The sequence below is a fragment of the Candidatus Pantoea bituminis genome (genome assembly GCF_018842675.1).
Lineage (GTDB): Bacteria > Pseudomonadota > Gammaproteobacteria > Enterobacterales > Enterobacteriaceae > Pantoea > Pantoea phytostimulans.
Window position 1 is genome coordinate 2,413,726 of sequence record NZ_JAGTWO010000004.1, and the last position, 22,903, is coordinate 2,436,628.

Consider the following 22,903-nt stretch of genomic DNA (forward strand, 5'->3'; position numbering starts at 1 on the left):
TATGATGTCGAAATCGCTGCCTGGCTGGCGGCAATATTTGTTCAACAGCACCTGGCGCTATTTGTTGCGCATCTTTTTTGCCCTGGCTGGATGTGCAGCGGTGCCATGGTGGTTGAATCAAATCGAATGGACCATTCCGCTTACTTTGGGCGTAGTGGCTGCCGCGCTGGCAGATTTAGATGATCGCCTGACGGGTCGCCTGAAAAATTTACTGATTACGCTGCTATGCTTTTGCATCGCTTCCGTTTCCGTTGAACTGCTTTTCCCGCACCCCATTGCTTTCATTATTGGTTTGGCGCTCTCTAGCTGGGGATTCATCCTGCTGGGTGCATTGGGGCAACGTTATGCCACTATCGCCTTTGGTGCCCTTCTCATCGCTGTTTACACCATGCTTGGCATCGGCCTGTTTGAGCAATGGTATATGCAGCCCATGCTGCTATTGCTGGGCGCGCTATGGTACAACCTGCTGACGTTACTGGGCCACATGATGTTTCCGGTACGGCCCGTTCAAGAACAACTGGCGGGCAGCTATTCGCAATTGGCGCGTTATCTTGAAGCCAAAGCCAATTTGTTCGATCCCGATGCGAATGAGCATGATGACGCTTCGTTAATCAATAATGCAATGGTGAACAGCCAGCTGGTGGCGCAACTCAACCTGACCAAAACAACATTGCAGAGTCGTTTACGCGGTGACCGCGGCTCTCGGGGAACGCGTCGCAGCTTGCATTATTACTTCGTGGCGCAGGACATTCATGAACGCGCCAGCTCATCACATTTGCAATACCATTTATTACGCGGTGACTGGCGTTACAACGAAATTCTGTTCCGCTTCCAGCGTCTGTTGAATATGCAAGCTCAGGCTTGTCGGCAGCTGGCGCAATCTATTTTGATGCGTGAGCGCTGGGAACATGATGGTCGCTTTGAGCGGGCCTTTGATCGTTTGCAAAAAGCGATAGAAAGGCTGGAACAGCGCGAGCCGGAAGCCACACATATCCGCGCACTTTATTGGTTATTACGAAACTTGCAGGCGATTGACGCTCAGCTGGCATCCATTGAATCGGAGCAAGCGCTGGGCGGAGACGATCCACAACACAGTGATAATCTGCTGTCCCGTGAAGGATTAAGTGGATGGAGTGATATTCGACTGCGATTCAGTCGTCATTTATCACCCTCTTCCGCCCTGTTTCGCCATGCGGTGCGTATGTCAGTGGTTCTGTGTATTGGTTATAGTTTTATACAGATCACCGGGGTTGAGCGCGGCTATTGGATCTTGCTCACTAGCCTGTTTGTCTGTCAGCCCAATTACAATGCCACACAGCGGCGACTGGCATTACGTATCGGCGGTACGCTGGCGGGAATCGCTATTGGTTTGCCGGTACTGTGGTTAGTGCCTTCCGTCGAAGGCCAGTTGATTTTGATTGTGCTGAGCGGTGTGCTGTTTTTCGCTTTTCGCCAGGTGCAATACGCGCAAGCGACGCTCTTTATCACTTTATTAGTATTACTCTGCTTTAACCTACTGGGCGAAGGGTTTGAAATTGCCCTGCCGCGTGTCGTTGATACCTTGCTGGGCTGCGCTCTGGCATGGTTTGCGGTGGCATTTATCTGGCCTGACTGGCGTTTCCGTCAATTACCTGCTGTCGCTGAACGCACCTTAAATGCGAATTGCCGCTATCTTGATGCAATCATGGAGCAATATCATCAAGGCAAAGATAATCGGCTGGCTTACCGTATTGCTCGCCGTGATGCTCATAACGCTGATGCAGAACTGGCTTCGGTGGTGTCAAATATGAGCAGCGAGACGCGGCCGGACCAAAAAACGCGGGAGTCTGCCTTTCAGTTGCTCTGCCTTAATCACTCATTTCTTAGCTACATTTCTGCTCTTGGTGCGCATCGCGACAAAATCTCAGAACCTGAACTCCTCCAATTGCTGGATGATACCGTTTGTTATGTTGAGGACGTTTTACAAATAGATACCGTTACCGATAGTCAAGCTGAAGCGATGCGCGTTTCGCTCGCTCAACGTATTACTGAACTGGCTACCGATCCGGAAACGCGTGCGCCGCTGGTGTTACAACAGTTGGGATTGCTGGTTTCGCTGTTACCCGATATTGCACGCCTGCGTCGCACGCTGGTCAGGCATTAACGCCCTGAACCTTCCGTACCAGACTAGCGCTTAACAGTATCCTTATACCATTCACTCAACTCAGCCCTTACCGCTGGCGGTAAGGCTGCATGGTGATGACCTGAGATAGCACCCTGCAACGCCAGCAAAGTATTCAAGCCAATATGCTTGTTAATTGCTTTTAACTTGAGCCAACATTGTTTAGCCCCCATTTCACGCAAATGCTTCACTGTGCAGATTCCAGCTTCTCGCAAAAGCATCTCAATTCGAAGGCTGAGATTAGGCAAATCTTTTAATCTCAGTGAGACATGTCTTGTCAATAACTCACCTTGGGCAGCCTGAAGCGCAGACGCCGAGAGCGCAAGAAGGTGCTCAGCGTTTTGCCACAGGGCCTCGTCAACTTTGAAATAGTTTAGGCTGACGGGTAAACCGCGTTTGCGAAAGATCAATGGCTCTAAAGGGCGTTCAATAACATACTCACGTAACGCTTCACTGGCGCGCAGATAGAGTTCGTCCTCATTCACCAATGCGAAAACGACCTTTTCTACGGCTAACGTGTACCCCCCAAATTGTGTGCGTGATTCTATTTTTCCTAATGGTGACAAGCATTCTTTTGAACGTTCAATAACCTGATGTACTTTCTTCATAGTCCCACCTCCATGTACAGGAAATTTCTCAAATAGCTTTGTATTCAGCCACTTAGAAGATAAGAAAAAGTGATAACAGGTTCAATGAATAAATGCATTCTTGCCCAACCTTGTGTCGTTTTTGCGAGCTGCTGTCAGAAATTTGGGTTGATCTTTATGCGGGATGACATTACTGTATATTCATACAGTCAATTGTTGAGTGATTAATTTATGCGGACACAACATACGAATAATGCACGCGATGCTCACCGTTATGCGTCTTCATCCATGCCACAGCAAAACAGCGGCTGGATAACCGAGTTACGCTACAGCGAGCAACCGGGTATGATGCAAATGTTGCTGTTACCGCTGTTGCAGCAGTTAAGTCAGCAATCTCGCTGGCAGCTGTGGCTCACGCCAGCGCATAAACTCAATCGAGCATGGTTGCAGCAGTCAGGTTTGCCACTGGATAAAAGCATGCATATCGCTGATTCAGATCGGCTCAATGCTGTAGAAACAATGATTAAAGCGTTAAGAACGGGTAATTACAGCGTGGTACTGGCCTGGATTCCCTATGAACTGGATGAAGAAGAGCGTCGTGAACTTGAACGTGCGGCGGCTGAAGGTGAAGCTTTAGGGCTCATTTTGCGTTCGAGCAATCCTGTCGAAGCGCCTCTCCGACCACAAAACGCGCTAAAAATTCAGTCGGATTTGTTTCATTAAGTAAAAATGGGATTTATCTCAGGCTATTTTTCTTATCGTTCATCGCTAAGCCACTGATTCTGTTACCTCCTGTATTGACAATGGCTTAGCACCTTTTTTACCCATTTTGCGGTGGCGATAATACAAGGCCAATTGTTAGAATTTGTGTATAAACGGCTGTTTTTTTACAGTAGCGCCTCACATCATACTTGTAAGTTTCCAATCTCGTTGTAGACTTTATCTCGCCAGGGTGCTCAATAACCTCCGTTTTTTCGGTAGAGTCATAAGCGAGCGTTTTGACCCGGCGAAGGATTTAAACCAAGAGCAACCTTTTTGCTCATTGCCTATTTGGATGATAACGAGGCGCAAAATGAAAAAGACAGCTATCGCAATTGCAGTGGCACTGGCTGGCTTCGCTACCGTAGCGCAGGCCGCTCCGAAAGATGACACCTGGTATACCGGTGCTAAACTGGGCTGGTCTCAGTATCACGATACTGGTTACTACGGTAACGGTTACGAGAACAATGACGGTCCAACTCATGAAAGCCAACTGGGTGCGGGTGCATTCCTTGGTTACCAGGCAAACCCATACCTGGGCTTCGAGCTGGGCTATGACTGGCTGGGTCGCATGCCTAACAAAGGCGACGTGACTAACGGCGCATTTAAAGCACAAGGCGTTCAGCTGGCTGCTAAACTGAGCTACCCAATTGCTGACGATCTGGACGTATATACTCGTCTGGGTGGTATGGTATGGCGCGCAGACTCTACTCAGACTAACCCAACGACTGGCCGCATCAGCGACCACGACACTGGTGTTTCTCCGCTGGCAGCAGTGGGTGTTGAGTACGCACTGACTCAAAACTGGGCTACTCGCCTGGACTACCAGTGGGTTAACAACATCGGTGACGCAGGTACCGTTGGTGCACGTCCTGATAACACAATGCTGAGCGTAGGCGTTTCTTACCGCTTCGGTCAGGATGATGCTGCTCCAGCACCAGCTCCTGCTCCAGCGCCAGCACCTGTTGTTGAAACCAAGCGTTTCACTCTGAAATCTGACGTTCTGTTTACCTTCAACAAAGCTTCTCTGAAGCCAGAAGGTCAGCAAGCTCTGGATCAACTGTACAGCCAGCTGAGCTCAATGGATCCTAAAGATGGTTCCGTTGTTGTCCTGGGCTTTACCGATCGCATCGGTTCAGAGCAGTACAACCAGAAACTGTCTGAGAAACGTGCTCAGTCAGTTGTAGATTACCTGGTATCTAAAGGCATCCCGTCTAACAAGATCTCTGCACGTGGCATGGGTGAATCTAACCCAGTTACTGGCAACACTTGTGATAGCGTGAAAGGCCGTAACGCCCTGATCGACTGCCTGGCACCAGATCGTCGTGTAGAAATCGACGTTAAAGGTATCAAAGACGTAGTAACTCAGCCTCAGGCTTAAGTTAATACGTAAGAAAAACCCCGCTCAGGCGGGGTTTTTTGTATCTGGTGATCATGCTGGAAAAATAAAGCAATAATTCAGAAGGCCGTTATTCATTTTCTGTACTCGATTTCCCCAAAATAGCCTGCAGATCTTGTTTAAGGCTCGACATCTGGGTTGCATACTTCTCTTTGCGCTCTGCATCTTCAATCAATTGCACAATGGTTTCAGACAAAGTGCTGTTCCGCCGTTGCGCTAGCCCTGCCAGTCTTTGCCAAACCAGGTACTCCAAATCGATAGATTTTTTGCGGGTATGTTGATGCTCGGCGTTAAAATGACGCTTTCGGCGCGCGCGGATGGTCTGCTTAAGGCGGTTATCCAAATCAGGATGAATATGCTGGGCAATCCATTCACCCACATCTACCGGATGGTTTTCCATCGCCAACAGCACGTCTACCGCAGCTTTCGCCGCACTTAACTCAAGGTGACGCGTGATCAGTTCACCTTCCCGATGCTTTTTCACCAGGTATTTCCATTTCCATCCACATTCAAGATTTTCGAGTTGCTGGTATTTCATCGGAATCTCATCGTGATCACGTAACGATCTAAGAATAACAGCTTTTTTCCCGGATGTAGCAACGAAAAACATGTTGCCGCCGTCACATCTTCAATTGGAACTCTGCCGTGATTAACAAGGGTGATTCCTGTATAATCGCGCTTTTCTTCAATCAGATAAATGCGATTATTTTGACCAGCACTCAACTTACGTGGCAAAACTTACAGCCGGATAGTTCGCAATACCAATCCGTATTCTCCCGAATTGCTGATGAAGAGACCGATTCACTCGCATCGGTTCAGCCTCGGCTGCTCAATGCGCTGGCGCATTTACATCATCAAACACAAGGTTTTCCTCTGTTGTTAATTCGCAGTCAGGAAAATCGAGATTATCTTTCGCTTATTGCGCAAACTGCACAACGCTTCTCGGCTAATGCAGCCACATTATTTGGCGGTGATTACCATATCATTGCAGATAACGTCACGTTGCAACCGCCTTCCAATAAAGATCGCCCTTTTACCAGTCAAGGTGAAGTGCATTTTGCGGAATGGATTGAGATGGAGCAATTGTTTGGCTGCGTTCGTTCACATAAAGATCGCATTCAGCTTGAGCCAGGTTTAATTCACCGTGCCAACGGCGGTACGCTAATTTTGTCGTTACGCTCCTTTCTGGCGCAGCCGCTGCTGTGGATGCGCCTGAAAAAATGCGTTGAGCAAGGTTTCGTTGACTGGATTTCTCAGGATGAACGACGCCCGCTACCGGTGTCGATTCCACCTCTTCCACTTCAGCTTAATCTGGTGCTTTGTGGCGATCGCGAAGCCTTAGCTGAATTTCAGGAGCTCGATCCTGAAACCCACGAAATGTCCATCTACACTGAATTTGAAGAAAACATTCAAGTGCTGGATGAGGATGACATGTTCTCGTGGTGCCGCTGGACAGTGGATTTAGCCAAGCAAGCCAACCTGCCGATACCTGAAGCCGATTTTTGGCCAGAGCTAATCAAAGAAGGTGTCCGGTACAGTGGCGATCAGGAAACGTTGCCACTTTGTCCTCGCTGGTTGCTGCGACAGATACGTGAATCATCCTTAATGGGTGAAAGCATTTCCGCGGAAACCTTACGCGATGCACTTGATGCGCGTTTATGGCGTGAAAATTATCTGAACGAGCGAATGCGTGATGAAATTCTGCTGAAGCAGATTTTGATTGAAACCGAAGGCGAAGTGGTTGGTCAGATAAATGGATTGTCAGTAGTGGAATATCCTGGCCATCCACGTGCATGGGGTGATCCTTCACGTATTACCTGTGTGGTTCATCCTGGCGACGGTGAGTTTACCGACGTTGAGCGTAAAGCCGAGCTTGGCGGGAATATCCATGCCAAAGGTATGATGATCATGCAGGCATATTTGATTGCCGAACTCGAGCTTGAACAACAACTGCCCTTCTCAGCATCGCTGGTGTTCGAACAATCTTATTCCGAAGTCGATGGTGACAGCGCCTCATTAGCTGAACTTTGTGCATTAATCAGTGCGTTGGCGAATCAGCCAGTAAATCAGCAGATCGCCGTTACCGGTTCTGTTGATCAGTTCGGTAATGTTCAGCCAGTTGGCGGATTAAATGAAAAGATTGAAGGCTTCTTTGATATTTGCCATCAGCGTGAACTTACTGGCCAGCAAGGTGTAATTATTCCAGCCTGTAATGTTCGCCATCTTTGCCTGAATCAGGAAGTAGTGAATGCCGTTGAACAAGGTCGTTTCCACATTTGGGCGATTGATCGTGCCGACGAAGCCCTGCCTTTGTTAACCGGTAAAGAGTGGAATATAGAAAATGTCGAAGGCGATTGTTTGCTGGGCACTATTCAGGAACGCATCAGCCAGCTGAACCAACAACAGGACATTTCACATCGTCCGTGGCCGCTACGTTGGCTCAACTGGTTTAACCACCGCTAATCCGATTTGCTCAGCGTACAACTGTTCGCTAGTATTCGTGATTCACTAAAACAAGGCTTATTGAGAACATGGTAGATAAACGCGAATCCTATACCAAAGAAGACCTGATTTTATCTGGTCGCGGTGAATTGTTTGGCGAGAACGGCCCACCGCTTCCGTCAGGCAACATGCTGATGATGGACCGCGTCGTCAAAATGACCGAAGACGGCGGAAAATTTGATAAAGGTTTTGTTGAAGCCGAATTAGATATCAATCCAGATTTGTGGTTCTTCGGCTGCCATTTTATCGGCGATCCAGTAATGCCAGGCTGCCTGGGCTTAGATGCTATGTGGCAGTTAGTTGGCTTCTATCTGGGCTGGTTAGGTGGCGAAGGTAAAGGCCGTGCATTGGGCGTGGGCGAAGTGAAATTCACCGGTCAGGTGCTGCCAGAAGCGAAAAAAGTGACTTACCGCATTCATTTCAAACGCGTCATTAACCGTAAACTGGTAATGGGCGTGGCAGATGGCGAAGTGTTTGTTGACGGTAATCTGATTTATTCCGCCAGCGATTTAAAAGTAGGTCTGTTTAAAGACACTGCTGCATTCTAAATGACAGAAACGAAAACCTCCGCGTTCAGCGGAGGTTTTTCCCTTTTCAGTGACATTCGGTTAGGCAACCGCCGCCGATCTGTCCTCCATGGCTTGTCGCCAACCTCCCAACCAGTGAGACTTAGCGTCAATCAATTGATACGGACACATCTCTTTTGAGCGTCCTGTAATACCTGCTTGGTAACCTCGTGAATGGGCGCGCTCGAGGCGGTCTCGTTTCTGTCTCTTCATACTCCGTGTCCCTCATATCAGGTCGGTGGAATCTGGTGGAAAGAAAAAGGTGGTGAATTAATGTTCAACCACTCTAATGTTCTACCCGCTCTGAAGAGAAAGATCAATGCGCAATATTCACGCCAATTTCATAATTGTGACCTGTATCTGAAAAAGAGTTTGGGTTTTGTGACAGAGATTGCTGTGCTATCTCGCTGATTCGTCTAAGAAAAACCCCTGACCATCACAACGGTAACATCATGATTAATCAAGGGCTTAGATGATGCTCGTACTATTCCTAATTTATTTCAACCGCACTATTGGCGATTTGTTGTGCCGTTTGTTGCCAGCCTAAAGCCAGCGTTCTGACCAACGCATCATAGCCATCTTCTTTCTGCGGTAAGGTCAGATTAAACGCGCGTTTCGTTAACCTTCCTTGATGTTCTAGTGTCCATTCACCGCTGATGACTGCTTGGCCATCGTAGCGTCCCTGGAAACCTGTCACTGTCACGTTCAACGTGTCATGTTGGGCACCCAATGGCGAACCTGAAACCAGCCTTCCCGGTAAGGCTTTGCTGAGATTAGTAATCAACGTTTGCTGCAGTTGCTGATCCAGCGGACTGGCCCAAAGATTATTGGCTGCGATAACGTACTTAACATCGCTGGTTTGATAAACCAAGCCGTTACCCGCCAGATAATCTGGCACCGTCACCTGCTGCACCCACAGTGTGGGTTGGCCTTGCGTCTGACTGGCGCTATTGACCTGCATTGAAGCTGCCCCGGAAGGCAGCTGATAATAGGTCGTATCAATGGTGCTACTGCATGCACTCAGCGCGAGCGCGGCAAAAAGTATTAACCCTTTTTTCACTATTTTGCCCTCTTTGGCTGGGGATCTTGTCCCGGTTTGGCCTCAAACACCAATGCATTACTCTTGGTATTCAGTGTTTTCAGCACAGGTTGCAGTTCTCGCAATACCTGATCCAGGCGTTGCATATCGCCGACCAATTTGCTGTATGCAGGGGATCCCGGCTGCAAACCTTTCATGCTGCGATTCAACTCTCGCAGGGTTTGCTGCATATCTTCCGGCAAGGTTTTCATCGCCGGACTGCCAGTAAGATTGTTGACGTTATCAATAGTACGCTGCAGATCACGCATAGTGCGCTGGCTTTCTTTCAATGTGCCGGTCGCTTGGGTAATCATACCGTCCAGCGGCAAGCCATTAATTTTATCCAGAGCCGCCATCAGTTTTTGTTGAATCTGACTTAAACCGCCGCTTACGGTAGGAATGATTTCATAACCCGAGATCTTTTCCGGTCCTTTATAGGCAGGCGCGTTATCGTAGAAGTCGAGATCAACATACAGCGAGCCAGAGAGCAAATTGCCTGTTTTCAGCGTGGCACGCAGGCCGCGTTTTTTACCATCTTGCAAATGTTGCTCAAGATCGAAGTTTTCACCCAAACGGCTAATAAAGCGGTCTGGTTCAATACGTATTAACACAGGAACGCGATAATCATTGTTCAGCGCCTGATCCACGCCCGCTTTCATAAACGGTGCTTCAGAAACTGTACCCAGACGAATTCCACGGAACTCTACCGGCGCACCTGCCTGCAAACCACGAATCGAATCGGTGAAGAACATCAGGTAATCAATGTGATTGGTATAGAGCGAATCCTGAATACTGCGCTGATCGTCAAACAGATGGTAATCTGATTTGTTCTCTGCCGCTTTTCCGAGCTCCCAGCCATCCGGTACATCAAAACTGACACCGCCGCTGAACAGCGTGGTTAAGGAGCCCATCTCGACACGCATACCTGACGCTGACATATCCACGGCTATTCCGCTGTCTTTCCAGAAACGCACATTGGTGGTGACAAGGCGATCATAAGGCGCAGCGATAAACAGTTGATAAGTCATCATGCGCTTGTCGGTGTCAAAGGTGCTGGTTTCCACCGTACCTACGCGATAGCCACGAAACAGCACCGGATCGCCGGCATTGAGCTGCCCAGCTTTTTTACTGTCGAGTGTAATGCGAATGCCCTTGGCATCGGGTGGTGCGAGCGGAGGTGCATCCAACAGCTGATATTGTTCTGCCTGCTCATTCTTACTGCCCGGTTGTAATTCGATATACGCCCCGGAAAGTAAAGTGCCCAAACCGGATATTCCTTCGCGACCTACCTGCGGCTTGACCACCCAAAAACCGAATCGCTGTGTAACAGTTTTTCCATCCCGGAATTTAAGCGCGCCTTGATTTCAACGTGATGTAAATCGTCAGTCAGTACCGCACTTTCGACGATACCTACATCAACGCTGCGACTTTTAATGGTAGTTTTTCCTGCTTCGATTCCTTCGGCATTTTCAGTAATCAGGGTCACTTCCGGGCCTTGATGGCTGAAGTGATAGAACAAAATCCATCCGCCAATCAGCAGTGTCACGATGGGGACAATCCAGACCGGCGACCAGCGCTTAATCTGTTCCACTTTGGCATGCCCGTGGTTAGTTTCCGTCAAGGCGCGGCTCCTTTAATTTATTTTCGCGAACACGATCCCAAGTCAAACGTGGGTCAAAGGTCATCGCAGCAATCATGGTCAAAATGACCACCAGCGCAAACAACACGGCTCCCCACGCTGGATAGACCTTCATTAATTGCCCCATGCGCACCAGCGCAGAGAGCACAGCAATCACAAATACGTCGATCATCGACCAACGGCCAACAAACTCGACCACTTCATAAACCAGATGCATTCTGTGGCTGTCACGGCGTCCACGTCCGCTGGCGTCCCAGCAAAGCCAGCCAATGGCCAACATCTTCAAGGTCGGTACCATAATACTGGCGATGAAAATCACCAGCGCGACCGGATAGGAGCCATCACTCCACAGCAAAATTACACCCGCCATAATATTGGAGGGATATGCATTGCCAAGGGTTTCAGTCACCATGATAGGCAACAGATTAGCAGGAACATAAAGCATGACTGAGGTGAGCAGCAGCGCCAGCGTCCATTGCAGGCTGTGCTTGCGGCGCGCACCGGCGACCACGCCGCAACGTGAACATGCAGGCTGATCAACCGCCAGAATTGCCGTACAACAAGGACAAGAACGGTATCCCTGACGCAAGCCCGTAACGCCCACTTCAGGTGGATGCCTTAACGCAGGCATTGGCGCAATGTTCTGCCACAATTCGCGGCGATCAACGCACTGAAAAGCGCGCAGTTGTAGCAGGCAAAACAGACACCAAGGCCAAAAGCTGGTTTGCAATCCGATGTCGCCATACGCCATGAGTTTAACGAAACTCACCAGCACGCCAGCCATAAAAATTTCTGCCATGCCCCAACTGCGAAGCTGGAAAAGCACGCGTGCCAAAATCCGTTTCACACCGGCAGGCATCTTAATGGGATTAACCAACAGAATAATCGTGAGCATACAAAAGGCAGGAATGCCTTGTACCACCAATAAAAACAGCGTGGCGAGGCTGCTGTAATCTTCAGAGACCATCACCTGAGGTATTTCCATTAAGGAAATTTGGCTGCTGATCCCCGCCACTTTCATGGTGATAAACGGGAAGAGATTGGCCAATAACAGCATGAACAGCGCCGCCAGCGCATAGCCGGTGGGTCTTTTACGCGGTTCGTGCCAGTTAGCCGTCAAGGTGGTACGGCAGCGCGGACAAGATGCACGGCTGCCAACAGGAATGTCCGGCAGTCTGACCATCAAATCGCATTGTGGACAGAGCATCCACGCGCCAGTTTTATCTGCTGAACACATCCCTTATTCCTTTTAACTACCCGCCGTTTTTCAGTGACTCAAGCTCTTCCCAGCGAGCAAAAGCGGTTTCCAGATTTTGTTCAGTCTGAGCCAGTTCATCTAAAACCGGCTGGGTTTTATCATGTGGCTGACTGAAGAAATCAGGATGGCTCATTTTTGCCTGTAATTCGCCGATTTTCGCTTCCAGCTGCTCAAGCTTTTGCGGTAACTGTTCCAGCTCGCGCGCCAGGTTATAGCTTAGTTTGTTGGCGCTGCGTTTGGCAGAATCATTTTTTCTGCCGCAGGTTTAGCCGCTGCACCTGGCGCTTTTGACGCTGTAACCGTTTTCTGCTGTTTGTAAGCCGCACGCTGCTGCTGTGCGTCATGATAACCCCCGACAAAAGTACCAATTTCGCCGTTGCCTTCAAAAATCCAGCACTCCGTTACGGTGTTATCGACGAACTGACGATCGTGGCTCACCAGCAAAACGGTGCCCTGATATCCATCAATCAGCTCTTCCAACAGCTCCAGCGTTTCAACGTCGAGGTCATTGGTCGGTTCATCGAGAATCATCAGGTTACTTGGACGCAGGAACAGACGCGCCAGTAAAAGACGGTTGCGCTCCCCGCCCGACAACGCACGCACGGGTGTCATCGCGCGTTTCGGGTGGAACAAGAAGTCCTGTAAATAACCCAGCACATGGCGCGGCTTACCGTTGACCAGCACTTCCTGCTTACCTTCCGCCAGGTTATCCATCACGGTACGATCGGGATCGAGTTCAGCGCGATGCTGATCGAAATAAGCGACTTCAAGTTTGGTACCGGAATGTACGCGTCCGCTGTCTGCTTTCAACTGCTGCAACATCAAACGCAGCAACGTCGTTTTGCCGCAGCCGTTTGGTCCGATTAAAGCGATCTTATCGCCGCGCTGCACTTGTGAAGAGAAATCCTTCACCAGCGTTTTGCCGCCCACTGAGTAATCGACGTTTTCCATTTCGAAAACAATCTTACCGGAACGTGAGGCTTCACCGACCTGCATATTGGCTTTGCCCATTACTTCACGACGTTCTGAATGCTCACGACGTAACGCTTTTAAGGCACGCACGCGGCCTTCGTTACGCGTACGGCGCGCTTTGATACCCTGACGAATCCACACTTCTTCCTGCGCCAGCTTGCGGTCAAATTCGGCGTTCTGCATCTCTTCAACGCGCAGTGCTTCTTCTTTACCTTCAAGATAAAGATCGTAATTGCCTAGCCAGGAAACCAGTTTGCCGCGATCGAGATCGACAATACGGGTTGCCATATTGCGAATGAAAGAACGGTCGTGCGAGATAAACACAATGCTGCCGGTAAAGGTTTTCAGGAACGTTTCCAGCCAATCGATGGTTTCAATATCGAGGTGGTTGGTTGGCTCATCCAGCATTAAAACGCGAGGATTACTCACCAGCGCGCGGCCTAAAGCGGCCTTACGCAGCCAACCACCCGACAGCGAAGAAAGCTCGGTATCGGGTTCCAGTCCAATCTGCTGCAACACGTCATTGATGCGGCTTTCGAGCTGCCACAAGTTTTGATGATCAAGAATGCCTTGCAGACGAGCCATCTCATTGAGGTTCTTATCGCTGGGATCTTCCATCACCACATGGGAAATAGCGTGATAGGCTTTCAGGTGTTCAGCCTGCTCTTCCACGCCTTCAGCCACGAAATCGTAAACTGAACCGGTGATATTGCGCGGTGGATCCTGTTGCAGACGTGCAACCACCAGATCGGTCTCATAAATGATGCGACCATCATCCAGCGGTTGTTCACCATTAATGATTTTCATCAAGGTGGACTTGCCTGCACCGTTGCGCCCGACTAAACAGACGCGTTCATTTTCTTCAATGTGCAGTTCGGTGTTATCTAATAACGGCGCATCGCTGAAAGAGAGATAGGCGCCGTGAATACTGATTAATGACATGTAAACTTATTCCTTACCGGCGTGAGTGATCAGCCAGCAGTTGTGTATATGACGGTTACGCGCGAAATCCTGCGACTGGGTTTTCTGGGTGATATCCTGCGCTTGCAGACCTAATTCCTTCAGCCCTTCCAGATCCATTTTGAAACCACGTTTATTGTTCGAGAACATGATGGTGCCGCCCCGACGCAGCAGGCGTTTTAAATTACGCATCAACATCATGTGATCGCGCTGCACGTCGAAGCTTTCTTCCATGCGTTTGGAGTTAGAGAAGGTCGGCGGATCAATAAAGATCAGATCAAAGTTCTCATCACTTTCGTTCAGCCAGCTCAGACAATCTGCCTGCATCAGGCGATGCTGACGTCCAGTCAGGCCGTTCAGGCGCAGGTTACGTTCTGCCCACTCCAGATAGGTACGTGACATATCAACTGTAGTAGTAGAGCGTGCGCCACCCAGTCCGGCGTGAACGCTGGCGGTGCCGGTATAAGCAAACAGATTAAGGAAATCCTTGCCCTGACTCATTTGGCCCAGCATCTTACGCGCGATGCGGTGATCGAGGAACAGGCCGGTGTCGAGATAATCAGTCAGGTTTACCCAGAAGCGCGCATTAAACTCCTGCACCTCAAAGTAATCGCCCTTTTCGCTCAGCTTCTGATACTGCGCTTTGCCTTTCTGACGTTCACGCGTTTTCAGGATCAGGCGATCTGCTGGCAGCTCCAGCACGGTCAGCGTCGCGCTGATCACGTCAAAGAGACGTTGGCGTGCTTTATTCGGATCAATAGTTTTCGGTGGTGCATATTCCTGAATAATGACCCAATCGGCGTAGCGATCGACGGCTACGTTATAGTCTGGCAGATCGGCATCATAAATGCGGTAGCTTTCAATTTTTTCCTGACGCGCCCACTTCTCAAGCTTCTTGAGGTTTTTGCGCAAGCGGTTCGCATAATCTTCAGCGATCTGGTTAGCGCTTTCGCTGCTGTTAACCGCCAGCTGATAGTTTTTCTGTACGCAGTCCAATGGGCCGTTTTTAGCTTTGAACTGACGATCGGCACGCAGTTGCAAGCAGCTCAGCAGTTCGGGCGAGGCGCTAAACAGCGACAAATTCCAGCCACCAAAGTGCTGCTTCATAATACGGCCAAGCTGGCTGTGCAGCGCAATCAACGCCGGTTCACTATCCAGTCGTTCACCATAAGGCGGGTTGCTCAAAACCGTGCCGTGAACCTCTGCTGGCAGCGGATTTTTCAGCTTCAACAAATCTTGTTGGCCAAAGGTAAACAGCTCGAATACGCCCGCGCGACGAGCGTTCGCCTGTGCCCATTCCAATACACGTCCGTTGTTGTCGTAACCAAAGAAACGCGCTTCGGTGGCTGCGGTACCGGCGCGAGCACGCGTTTGGGCTTCAGTTTTTACTTCAGACCACAATGCCGCGTTGAACTGGCTCCAGGCGGTAAAGCCCCAGTGTTTGCGCAGCAGACCCGGCGCGCGATCGCTGGCGATTAAAGCCGCTTCAATCAACAGCGTACCGGAACCGCACATGGGGTCGATCAACGGCGTAGTCGGCTGCCAGCCAGAACGCAGTACAATCGCAGCCGCAAGGTTTTCTTTAAGCGGTGCCTGACCCGTTTGCTGACGATAACCACGCTGATGCAGCGAGCTGCCGCTGAGATCCAGCGCAATACTGGCACGATCGTTATTCAACCAGACGTTGATACGAATATCCGCCTGTTCACGGTCAACGTTAGGACGTTCAAGATTTTTGCGGGTGAAACTGTCAACAATGGCGTCTTTAACTTTCAATGCACCAAACTGACTATTACGGATCGCATCATTGGTGCCGCTGAAATGCACCACGAAGGTTTTGTCGCTGCCAAACATGGTTGTCCAGTCAACGCTCTGCACGCCAAGGTAGAGATCGAGATCGCTGTAGACACCAAACTCGCCCAGCGGCAGCAGAATACGCGACGCCAGACGGCTCCACATCAGGCTTTGATACATGATGCGGTCATCAGCTTCGAAGTGAACGCCTCCCTGCACCACTTGCAAATCTTGCGCGCCCAGCGCGTCTAGCTCACTTTTTAACAGCTCTTCGAGCCCACGCGCCGTGCTGGCAAACAGAGAATTCATATCGTCACTTCTTACTCTTGAGAAAATTGTTGCGCATTATAGCGAATCAGAGACCTATGTCATAAAGTTAGCTTCTTTTGTCTTTCGCGCCTGGTTTCAAGGAGAACACCATGATCACGCTTTCCCGCTTATTTATTCATCCTGTTAAGTCGATGCGCGGATTGCACCTCTCACACGCGCAGGTTCTGGAGAGCGGATTGGCGTTTGATCGCATCTTCATGTTGACCGAACCTAATGGCACCTTCATTACTGCGCGTCAGTATCCTGAGATGGTGCGTTTTACACCGGCAATATTACCGGATGGGCTGTTTCTACAAGCCCCGGATGGAAGCCAGTCGCTGATTCGCTTTAGTGATTTTGCCCCGCAGGAAAAACCTACCGAGGTGTGGGGCAACCATTTTACCTCACGGATTGCGCCGGATACCATTAATCAGTGGTTAAGCGGCTTCTTTCCGCGTGAGGTAGAGTTGCGCTGGATAGGCGCGCAGCCTTCGCGCCGGGTCAAAAACTTCGCAACCGTGCCGCTGGGTTTCGCCGATGGCTACCCTTTCTTGCTGATCAACAGTGCTTCTTTACACGATTTGCAACAGCGATCGCCTGCCAGCGTGCGCATAGAACAATTTCGCCCCAATTTGGTGGTGAATGGTGCGGCAGCCTGGGATGAAGATAACTGGGCTGAACTGCAGGTCGGGGGCGTAACGTTTGAAGTGCCGAAACCTTGTAGCCGCTGCGTTTTTACCACCGTGAACCCAGAGAGCGGTCGCAAACATCCTGATGGTCAGCCCCTCGCCACATTACAGCGCTTCCGTAGTGCGCAAGATGGCAGCGGCGATATCGATTTTGGTCTTAACCTGGTTGCCCGCAACAGCGGCATTATTCGCGTAGGCGATGAAGTGACGGTGACAAAACGCCATACGCCGCGCGCTTATGGTGCGGGAGCCGTTGTGCAAACGCTAAAGCCGCAGCGGCAGGCAAAAACGGAACTCACTATTGACTATCTAGGACAACAATTTAGCGGTGACAATCAGCAGGTTCTGCTGGAGCAGCTCGAGATGCAGGGTTTCCGCATTCCCTATTCGTGTCGGGCAGGCTTGTGCGGCAGCTGTAAAATGACGTTGGTTTCAGGCGAGGTCAAAGCGTTGAAGCAGAGTGCCATTCGCAGTGATGGCACCATTTTGAGTTGTAGCTGTATCCCGGCGGGAAATATCGAACTGGCTTAACGCGATTACACCGCGCGAGCGTAGCGCGGTGCAATTTCCTGTTGCTGCGGCTGCAAACGGTCGTTCATCACCTTGATTGCATCCCCCAATACCATGCCTTTACCGGCGAGTGTTAAGGCAGGTTGCGCCAGCAGACAGAGTGCCGCGTTATCACCGTTTTCAACCACCAGCAAACGTGCTTGCTCACCGCTGTCAGCCAACGTCACTTCCACTATTTCACCCATAGCTGGCTGCACACTTTGCTGGCAGCTGGAAAAATGCCAACTTTTAGGCATCAGCGGTTTAAGGAAGCGTGCGGCAACCAATGCATTCAATACTAGTTCGGCGCGTTGATTATGGCTTAATTCACTGTGACGACACTTCTCTTCGAAAGTGAAATAAAGCGCGGCGTCATCGACGCAAAAGCCTGATTCGTTGAATGCATCGGGTGTAAGCATTTTGCGGGAATAACGGGAACGAAAAAGCATACCGTCTGCCAGATCAAGCATCATCCGGTCATGGTCAGCGTCAAAATACCAACGCCAGTTGTCATCAGGTTTGATTTTCATGGAGTGCCCTGTAGTAAACCGCTGTGTCTAATTACGCGAAAAAGTGCGAAATAAATGACATAAGGAAAAGCTGAAAAGCGCGTAACAGGCCAAAATATAAACGAGCCGAAGGGAGAAATAAACCCCCGGCGCTATATTGTGAGAATTGTCTTAGAGATGGGTCACGATATCTTTAATTAACCCCGGCCCTTTATAGATAAAGCCAGAATAAATTTGAACTAAGGTTGCACCGGCCGCCATTTTTTCACGTGCTGCCGTCAGGGAATCAATACCGCCAACGCCAATAATCGGTAAGCTTCCTTTCAGCTCTTGTGACAGGCGTTGGATCACCGCAGTGCTGCGCGACTGCACAGGACGCCCGCTCAACCCACCCGCCTCGTCACAATATTTCAGCCCGCTGACCAGTGATCGATCAAGCGTTGTATTGGTGGCAATGACACCATCAATTTGGTGACGTATTAAACTGTCCGCAACCTGCACCAACTCCTCTTCGGAAAGATCTGGCGCAATTTTTACGGCCACTGGAACATATTTAAGGTGACGCTGCTCTAGCTCTTTTTGTTTTGCTTTAATCGCCGAAAGAAGATCATCCAACGCTTCGCCATATTGTAAAGTGCGTAAACCGGGTGTATTAGGCGAAGAGATATTAATGGCGATGTAGCCAGCATGGGCATACACCTTTTCCATGCAAATCAGATAATCGTCTTTGCCCTGCTCAACCGGCGTGTCTTTATTTTTACCAATATTAATGCCGAGGATGCCATTAAACCGCGCCTTTTTGACATTCTCTACCAGATGATCGACACCCAGATTATTAAAGCCCATGCGATTGATAATCCCTTCCGCCTGGATTAAACGAAACATACGCGGTTTATCATTACCGGCCTGTGCTCGCGGCGTTACCGTTCCCACTTCCACAAAGCCAAAGCCCATGGCCGCAAAAGCATCAATACATTCCGCATTTTTATCAAGGCCGGCTGCAAGACCTAGCGGGTTTTTGAAGGTCAATCCCATGCAAGTTACCGGACGGGAGGGCAGATTCTGACGAATCAATGCTTCCAGCGGTGTGCCACTGATAAAACGCAATTGCTGAAAGGTGAGTTCGTGTGCGCGCTCGGGATCGAGCTTAAATAGCGCCGGACGGACGATAGGATAAAGCATGCACTCTCCTGAAGGGCGGAAGCGATCGTGAAAGTCAGTGCACGGGTAAATGTGCGCCAGAATGGTAAAGTGCTCTGGCGCAAAAGTAAATTTATCCTGTGCAACTGAATTTGATCAATATCAGCGCTTAGGTGAGTAGCGGGACAATCGATTGCGGCAAGCCTGGAGTCCCACGAAAAGCGTTGGGCAATACCACAAAAGTTTCATGCGTGGATTTTGTTGAGTGACTTTGCGTACCAGGCGTTCAACCGGTGTGCGCCAGACAGCAGGAACTTGCATAGTGTTCTTACGAATCTGACTTAAGCATCCCTGCATTATTGTTTGATAATAATCATCCAGTAATTCCTCATCGATTTCTAAACCCTGGTTTTTTAAAAAAGTTTCACTGCTTTCGCGAGCGATAAAGTAATTTTCAATCCAGGAAAAATCTCGCGTACTTTGCGACAAGGAACTTAGCAAAAAACGTTTGTAATAGTAGCTCTGGCTAGTGAGATAAATTTGGTTAGCCTGCATATAAAGCGCAAACATATAGGGCGCGTCTTCGTGATTTTGAATCGATAAAAAACCGATCGATAATCGATTAATCAGCTCGCGCGAAATAATACTGCTCCAGACCACACGATGAGCCGACTGCGATTTCATCAGTTTCATCAATGTATCACTGCCACCCGACAGCAAGCCGCTGATATGACGCTGATGAATCAACTGATATTCCCGCTGATAGGCTGGCAGGTCAAAAAACATCTTTGCCCCGAAACAGAACAGCTCAATGCCTGAATGGCGAGCCTTCACGCGGCGAAAATCAGCAAACAGTTCGGTTGAAACAAAATCATCTGCGTCCATGAAATAGATGTAGTCGCCGCTTGCGGCGGCTAATCCCTTCATTCGTGCAGCACTCACTCCGCTGCGCTCGTTACGAAGCAAGGTAACCTGTGGATGGCGCGCTGCCAGATCGGTTAACCATTCAACGCTGCCATCTGTTGAACCATCATCAATAACAATGATTTCTTCAGGGGGTGAGGACTGGCGCAACAGTGAAGTCATGGCCTCAGCCAACCAAGGTTTGCAATTCCAGTTCGGCACAATCACTGATACCGTAGGGCCATCGCGTGAAGTCAGCATTGTCATCCTCTTCCCTCCAGGTTAAATCTCTTGAGCAAAGGCGTTTTCAAACGCTTAATCACCAGGCTGTGCAACAGACAACACACCGATAAATTTACCAAGCCAATCAGCCCAAGCCACAGCAGATTGATCCAACGATTTTGATTCCACTCAATGGGAAGTAACGTGCTGAGCCAGGCAATTAGTGCCGATACGGCCCAGACCATCATTACATCACGTGTTAACCAGGAAAAATGAATGCCTGGTGCAAATCGCCGATGCACCAACCATGCCCACCCTGTGAGATAGAAAACATTCTGTCCTAGCCATAACCAACCGGTGCCCAACGCGCCAAAATGGACCGCTGACCAGATATTGAGGGGAACCAACACGATGGCAAAGAAAGTGAAACCTTTCATATGCAGCTTAAGATTACCGTTCACATATTGCAGATGATAGAGCAACCCACATATTGCTTGAATACCACTTCCTAACGCATACAGGCTGAGAATAAATGACATCTCATCAACTATCTGCTGCTTCTGGGTCCATGCCCAAAGCAAGGGGCCTGCGTAAAACGCGATAGTTATACTGAGCGGTGCCATAAAGATAGAAACGGCTTGGGTGGTGTAGCGGTAGAGCTTCAAAGATTCAGTGTCGCCGCTGCCTGAACGCGTTTTCATTCCTGTCATGCGGGGCACAATAGCCTGCATAATTGGGCTACTAAGCAGTAAAATACCCGTGGCGGCTGTAGCGACAACAGTAAACGAACCGTATTCGCTCAGCGGCAGGGTTTTAGAGAGTACCAGCCGATCAATTTGCGAAATAAATGTCCATACAGCACTAGAAAACGCCGCGCTCAGCGCGAAACGTAAGAAAGGTTTCAGCACCTCTTTAAGATCTTCACGTTTCTCTTGGCGCGCTTCGCGTGGAACAAGTTGGCACGCCTTATAAATACAGCATGCGGCTTCCACCACTGAAACCAACAATTGCCAGAAGAAGAACGTCAGGACGGGATTAGGGAAAATTTGTATGACGAGCACGGCACCGAAAGTGCGTAAGGTCGTAATGATTAAGTTAACGCCGTTCAGCCAGACTTGATGCTCAAACCCAACAATAACGCTGCGATAAGGACTGGTGCGCCAACGTATAGCTGCAGTAATCACCATAATACCCACGGCCATCACTACATCATTTGCAGGAAGATGTTTAGCATCCAGCCAATGGGTAGCAATCCACGGCGTCGCAAGCCAGCCCAGCACCACAAGCAACAACGTTGAAATCAGAAAGAACTTCGTCAGGGCAGCAAAGAGCGATGGAAACCAAACAAACTCTTTCTGGTTTGCACGATAGCGTGCAGCTTCACGCATCAATGTTGTCGAAACGCCTGCATCAAGCAATTGCAGCCACGTCAATAGAATTGAAAAAAAGCCAACTAACCCGTAGGCTTCCATTCCAAGATGTTGAATATAAAGAGGGACAACTAAAATACCAGACAGTGTCAGGTAAATCTGGCCGATATAATTAGCAATAGCATTACGTTTAATTGACATAATTTTTAATGGTGTCTGGCTTACTTTCCTAGTATGCATAAGCGTGACATAAAAATATTCGCTCGCCCAGCGGGCTAATTCTTAAAATTAAAACTGGTACTGTGGTTGTAGCTTTCTTCTCAGTTTCATTAATGTGAAAAATATGACAGGTTGTTTCAGCATTAAGTTTTCCCAATAATTTTTGGCTTTCATTTTATCGCCAAAATAATCGATTGCATGTTGAACATTAGCGGAAAGTTGACGCTGTTGTGAGCATTCGCCACGCATTAACTGCGTTAAAGCATGACGTAAATAAATTTCTCTGAAGTGATTTTTTCAGGAATAAATTGTGTCAGTCTCGTTAACCTTTCATAGTCTGAAATAAATTGCTGGTAGGAAACAGGGTGCTTTAATCCCGTTTGGGCGTTCATTGGGGATTCATTAACAGACTGTTGTACAACCCAAACCGACTGGGTATTTAACAACCCCATCAACATGACATCCTGCAAAGTTGTTTCTTTACTAAATTCTCTTAGTTGTGCTGCGCGCAATACCACGGCGAACAAATCATGTTGCCATAAACCTTGTTCATGTAATTTTTGAAACAAGGCAGAAGAGTTTTGTAATCCCTGCGGCAATGCATTTTTAACCAGTGAAATCAGGTAACAGTTGAGTTCTGGCAGCGTGTCACTAAGGCTAGCAATCTCTTTTAAAAGATTTTCAGGCAGCGCATACGCCTCTGGACAAATTACTATAAAATCATCGTCATCCGGCGTGCCATTAGAGAAAGTATACCCTGCGCTGCTGCTTTTATTCGCGATATATCTTCCACTGGGCAGGCTCTTTTGAAGCCAGTAGCATCCTATCGGTGACTGAGAGGCTGACAACTGTTTCGTACTCAACGTTGAAAGTAGCGTTTCATCATTATTATTGCTGTGTTGTGTATCTAAAGATTTCCCCATGATCATCTCCCTTAAGATGTGGGCGGACATTGATAAAATAAAGCGTCGCAAAATGCTCTTATTTATGAAGGCTAACTTTTCTTATCAAATTTTTAATTCAGTCAGCTTCAACTAATTATAAACAGCAACAAAATAACGAAAAGATAAATATTACTGCATTAAAGTAACAGTAATGATTCATTGTTCAGTCTTGTTTCACACTCTTTAAAAGAAACAGGGGAAAATTCATCAACACTTGTTACCAAACTTAATAAGGTTAGTTTTATTTTTTTGATATTGTAATCAATCAGGTAGAAAATCGGGCGCAAAATTAAGGCAGACGTGACAGATTAACGCTACTCTCTTGCTGGCAGAAATCTGTTCCGATGAGTTAACCTTGCCAGTTATCCTATTGC

At 48.9% G+C, this 22,903-nt stretch carries 17 protein-coding genes and 2 pseudogenes; 6 read left to right on the forward strand and 13 right to left on the reverse strand.

What is annotated here, in order from left to right; translation table 11 throughout:
- Position 1: 1 nt before the first annotated feature.
- A complete protein-coding gene (gene yccS, locus KQP84_RS15205; RefSeq protein WP_370661501.1) occupies positions 2-2,143 on the forward strand; it encodes a YccS family putative transporter in 2,142 nt (713 codons plus the stop codon).
- Positions 2,144-2,166: 23 nt separating this feature from the next.
- Here the strand turns inward: yccS and KQP84_RS15210 are convergent, their stop codons facing one another.
- On the reverse strand, positions 2,167-2,769 hold the full coding sequence (locus KQP84_RS15210; RefSeq protein WP_215847158.1) for a TfoX/Sxy family DNA transformation protein: 603 nt from the start codon (positions 2,767-2,769) through the stop codon (positions 2,167-2,169).
- A 210-nt stretch (positions 2,770-2,979) separates the two neighbouring features.
- Here KQP84_RS15210 and sulA point away from each other — a divergent pair, with 210 nt between their 5' ends.
- The gene (sulA, locus tag KQP84_RS15215; protein ID WP_215847159.1) at positions 2,980-3,471 is read left to right on the forward strand and encodes an SOS-induced cell division inhibitor SulA; all 492 of its coding nucleotides are present in this window, start codon (positions 2,980-2,982) and stop codon (positions 3,469-3,471) included.
- 349 nt (positions 3,472-3,820) lie between these two features.
- Entirely contained in the window at positions 3,821-4,888 is a 1,068-nt protein-coding gene (gene ompA / locus KQP84_RS15220) for a porin OmpA (RefSeq protein WP_215847160.1), read from the forward strand.
- Between the two features lie 88 nt (positions 4,889-4,976).
- Here ompA and matP read toward each other — a convergent pair whose 3' ends face one another.
- Entirely contained in the window at positions 4,977-5,444 is a 468-nt protein-coding gene (matP, locus tag KQP84_RS15225; RefSeq protein WP_215847161.1) for a macrodomain Ter protein MatP, read from the reverse strand.
- Positions 5,445-5,551: 107 nt separating this feature from the next.
- Here matP and KQP84_RS15230 point away from each other — a divergent pair, with 107 nt between their 5' ends.
- Both KQP84_RS15230 and fabA read left to right on the forward strand, forming a co-directional pair.
- On the forward strand, positions 5,552-7,369 hold the full coding sequence (locus KQP84_RS15230; protein WP_215847162.1) for an AAA family ATPase: 1,818 nt from the start codon (positions 5,552-5,554) through the stop codon (positions 7,367-7,369).
- A 68-nt stretch (positions 7,370-7,437) separates the two neighbouring features.
- Positions 7,438-7,956 (forward strand): bifunctional 3-hydroxydecanoyl-ACP dehydratase/trans-2-decenoyl-ACP isomerase, encoded by a 519-nt coding sequence (fabA, locus tag KQP84_RS15235; RefSeq protein ID WP_215847163.1) that lies wholly within the window; start codon positions 7,438-7,440, stop codon positions 7,954-7,956.
- A 60-nt stretch (positions 7,957-8,016) separates the two neighbouring features.
- Here fabA and rmf read toward each other — a convergent pair whose 3' ends face one another.
- The 6 genes and pseudogenes from rmf to rlmKL form a co-directional block, all read right to left on the reverse strand.
- Complete coding sequence (gene rmf, locus KQP84_RS15240) at positions 8,017-8,187, reverse strand: ribosome modulation factor (protein ID WP_215847164.1); 171 nt, start codon at positions 8,185-8,187, stop codon at positions 8,017-8,019.
- 277 nt (positions 8,188-8,464) lie between these two features.
- Positions 8,465-9,034 carry a membrane integrity-associated transporter subunit PqiC gene (gene pqiC, locus KQP84_RS15245; RefSeq protein ID WP_215847165.1) on the reverse strand — a complete coding sequence of 190 codons (570 nt, stop codon included), beginning with the start codon at positions 9,032-9,034 and terminating at the stop codon, positions 8,465-8,467.
- A pseudogene (gene pqiB, locus KQP84_RS15250) lies at positions 9,034-10,673 on the reverse strand (intermembrane transport protein PqiB). The gene pqiC and the pseudogene pqiB overlap by 1 nt, the downstream one beginning before the upstream one ends.
- Positions 10,660-11,928, reverse strand: a complete 1,269-nt coding sequence (gene pqiA / locus KQP84_RS15255) for a membrane integrity-associated transporter subunit PqiA (RefSeq protein WP_215847166.1) — start codon at positions 11,926-11,928, stop codon at positions 10,660-10,662. Before pqiA ends, pqiB begins: the two are co-directional and overlap by 14 nt.
- A gap of 16 nt (positions 11,929-11,944) precedes the next feature.
- Positions 11,945-13,863 (reverse strand): annotated as a pseudogene (locus KQP84_RS15260) (ABC transporter ATP-binding protein).
- A gap of 6 nt (positions 13,864-13,869) precedes the next feature.
- Positions 13,870-15,984, reverse strand: coding sequence for a bifunctional 23S rRNA (guanine(2069)-N(7))-methyltransferase RlmK/23S rRNA (guanine(2445)-N(2))-methyltransferase RlmL (gene rlmKL / locus KQP84_RS15265; protein WP_215847167.1), 2,115 nt, complete (start codon positions 15,982-15,984; stop codon positions 13,870-13,872).
- 110 nt (positions 15,985-16,094) lie between these two features.
- On the opposite strand from rlmKL, the gene KQP84_RS15270 reads away from it, so the two are divergent.
- Positions 16,095-17,204, forward strand: a complete 1,110-nt coding sequence (locus KQP84_RS15270; protein ID WP_215847168.1) for a YcbX family protein — start codon at positions 16,095-16,097, stop codon at positions 17,202-17,204.
- A gap of 5 nt (positions 17,205-17,209) precedes the next feature.
- On the opposite strand, the gene KQP84_RS15275 is transcribed toward KQP84_RS15270, so the two are convergent.
- The 5 genes from KQP84_RS15275 to KQP84_RS15295 all read right to left on the reverse strand — a co-directional run bounded on the left by KQP84_RS15275 (position 17,210) and on the right by KQP84_RS15295 (position 22,508).
- Entirely contained in the window at positions 17,210-17,752 is a 543-nt protein-coding gene (locus KQP84_RS15275; protein WP_215847169.1) for a cell division protein ZapC, read from the reverse strand.
- A gap of 150 nt (positions 17,753-17,902) precedes the next feature.
- Complete coding sequence (gene pyrD, locus KQP84_RS15280) at positions 17,903-18,913, reverse strand: quinone-dependent dihydroorotate dehydrogenase (RefSeq protein ID WP_215847170.1); 1,011 nt, start codon at positions 18,911-18,913, stop codon at positions 17,903-17,905.
- A 120-nt stretch (positions 18,914-19,033) separates the two neighbouring features.
- Entirely contained in the window at positions 19,034-20,041 is a 1,008-nt protein-coding gene (locus KQP84_RS15285; protein ID WP_215847171.1) for a glycosyltransferase family 2 protein, read from the reverse strand.
- Positions 20,038-21,567, reverse strand: coding sequence for a lipopolysaccharide biosynthesis protein (locus tag KQP84_RS15290; protein WP_215847172.1), 1,530 nt, complete (start codon positions 21,565-21,567; stop codon positions 20,038-20,040). The genes KQP84_RS15285 and KQP84_RS15290 overlap by 4 nt, the downstream gene beginning before the upstream one ends.
- A 275-nt stretch (positions 21,568-21,842) precedes the next feature.
- Entirely contained in the window at positions 21,843-22,508 is a 666-nt protein-coding gene (locus KQP84_RS15295; RefSeq protein WP_215847173.1) for a hypothetical protein, read from the reverse strand.
- Positions 22,509-22,903: the final 395 nt, after the last annotated feature.

Coding starts and splice junctions, on each gene's coding strand:
- yccS (WP_370661501.1), top strand. CDS start 2: ATGATGTCGAAATCGCTGCCTGGCTGGCGGCAATATTTGTTCAACAGC.
- KQP84_RS15210 (WP_215847158.1), bottom strand. CDS start 2,769: ATGAAGAAAGTACATCAGGTTATTGAACGTTCAAAAGAATGCTTGTCA.
- sulA (WP_215847159.1), top strand. CDS start 2,980: ATGCGGACACAACATACGAATAATGCACGCGATGCTCACCGTTATGCG.
- ompA (WP_215847160.1), top strand. CDS start 3,821: ATGAAAAAGACAGCTATCGCAATTGCAGTGGCACTGGCTGGCTTCGCT.
- matP (WP_215847161.1), bottom strand. CDS start 5,444: ATGAAATACCAGCAACTCGAAAATCTTGAATGTGGATGGAAATGGAAA.
- fabA (WP_215847163.1), top strand. CDS start 7,438: ATGGTAGATAAACGCGAATCCTATACCAAAGAAGACCTGATTTTATCT.
- rmf (WP_215847164.1), bottom strand. CDS start 8,187: ATGAAGAGACAGAAACGAGACCGCCTCGAGCGCGCCCATTCACGAGGT.
- pqiA (WP_215847166.1), bottom strand. CDS start 11,928: ATGTGTTCAGCAGATAAAACTGGCGCGTGGATGCTCTGTCCACAATGC.
- rlmKL (WP_215847167.1), bottom strand. CDS start 15,984: ATGAATTCTCTGTTTGCCAGCACGGCGCGTGGGCTCGAAGAGCTGTTA.
- KQP84_RS15270 (WP_215847168.1), top strand. CDS start 16,095: ATGATCACGCTTTCCCGCTTATTTATTCATCCTGTTAAGTCGATGCGC.
- KQP84_RS15275 (WP_215847169.1), bottom strand. CDS start 17,752: ATGAAAATCAAACCTGATGACAACTGGCGTTGGTATTTTGACGCTGAC.
- pyrD (WP_215847170.1), bottom strand. CDS start 18,913: ATGCTTTATCCTATCGTCCGTCCGGCGCTATTTAAGCTCGATCCCGAG.
- KQP84_RS15285 (WP_215847171.1), bottom strand. CDS start 20,041: ATGACAATGCTGACTTCACGCGATGGCCCTACGGTATCAGTGATTGTG.
- KQP84_RS15290 (WP_215847172.1), bottom strand. CDS start 21,567: ATGTCAATTAAACGTAATGCTATTGCTAATTATATCGGCCAGATTTAC.
- KQP84_RS15295 (WP_215847173.1), bottom strand. CDS start 22,508: ATGGGGAAATCTTTAGATACACAACACAGCAATAATAATGATGAAACG.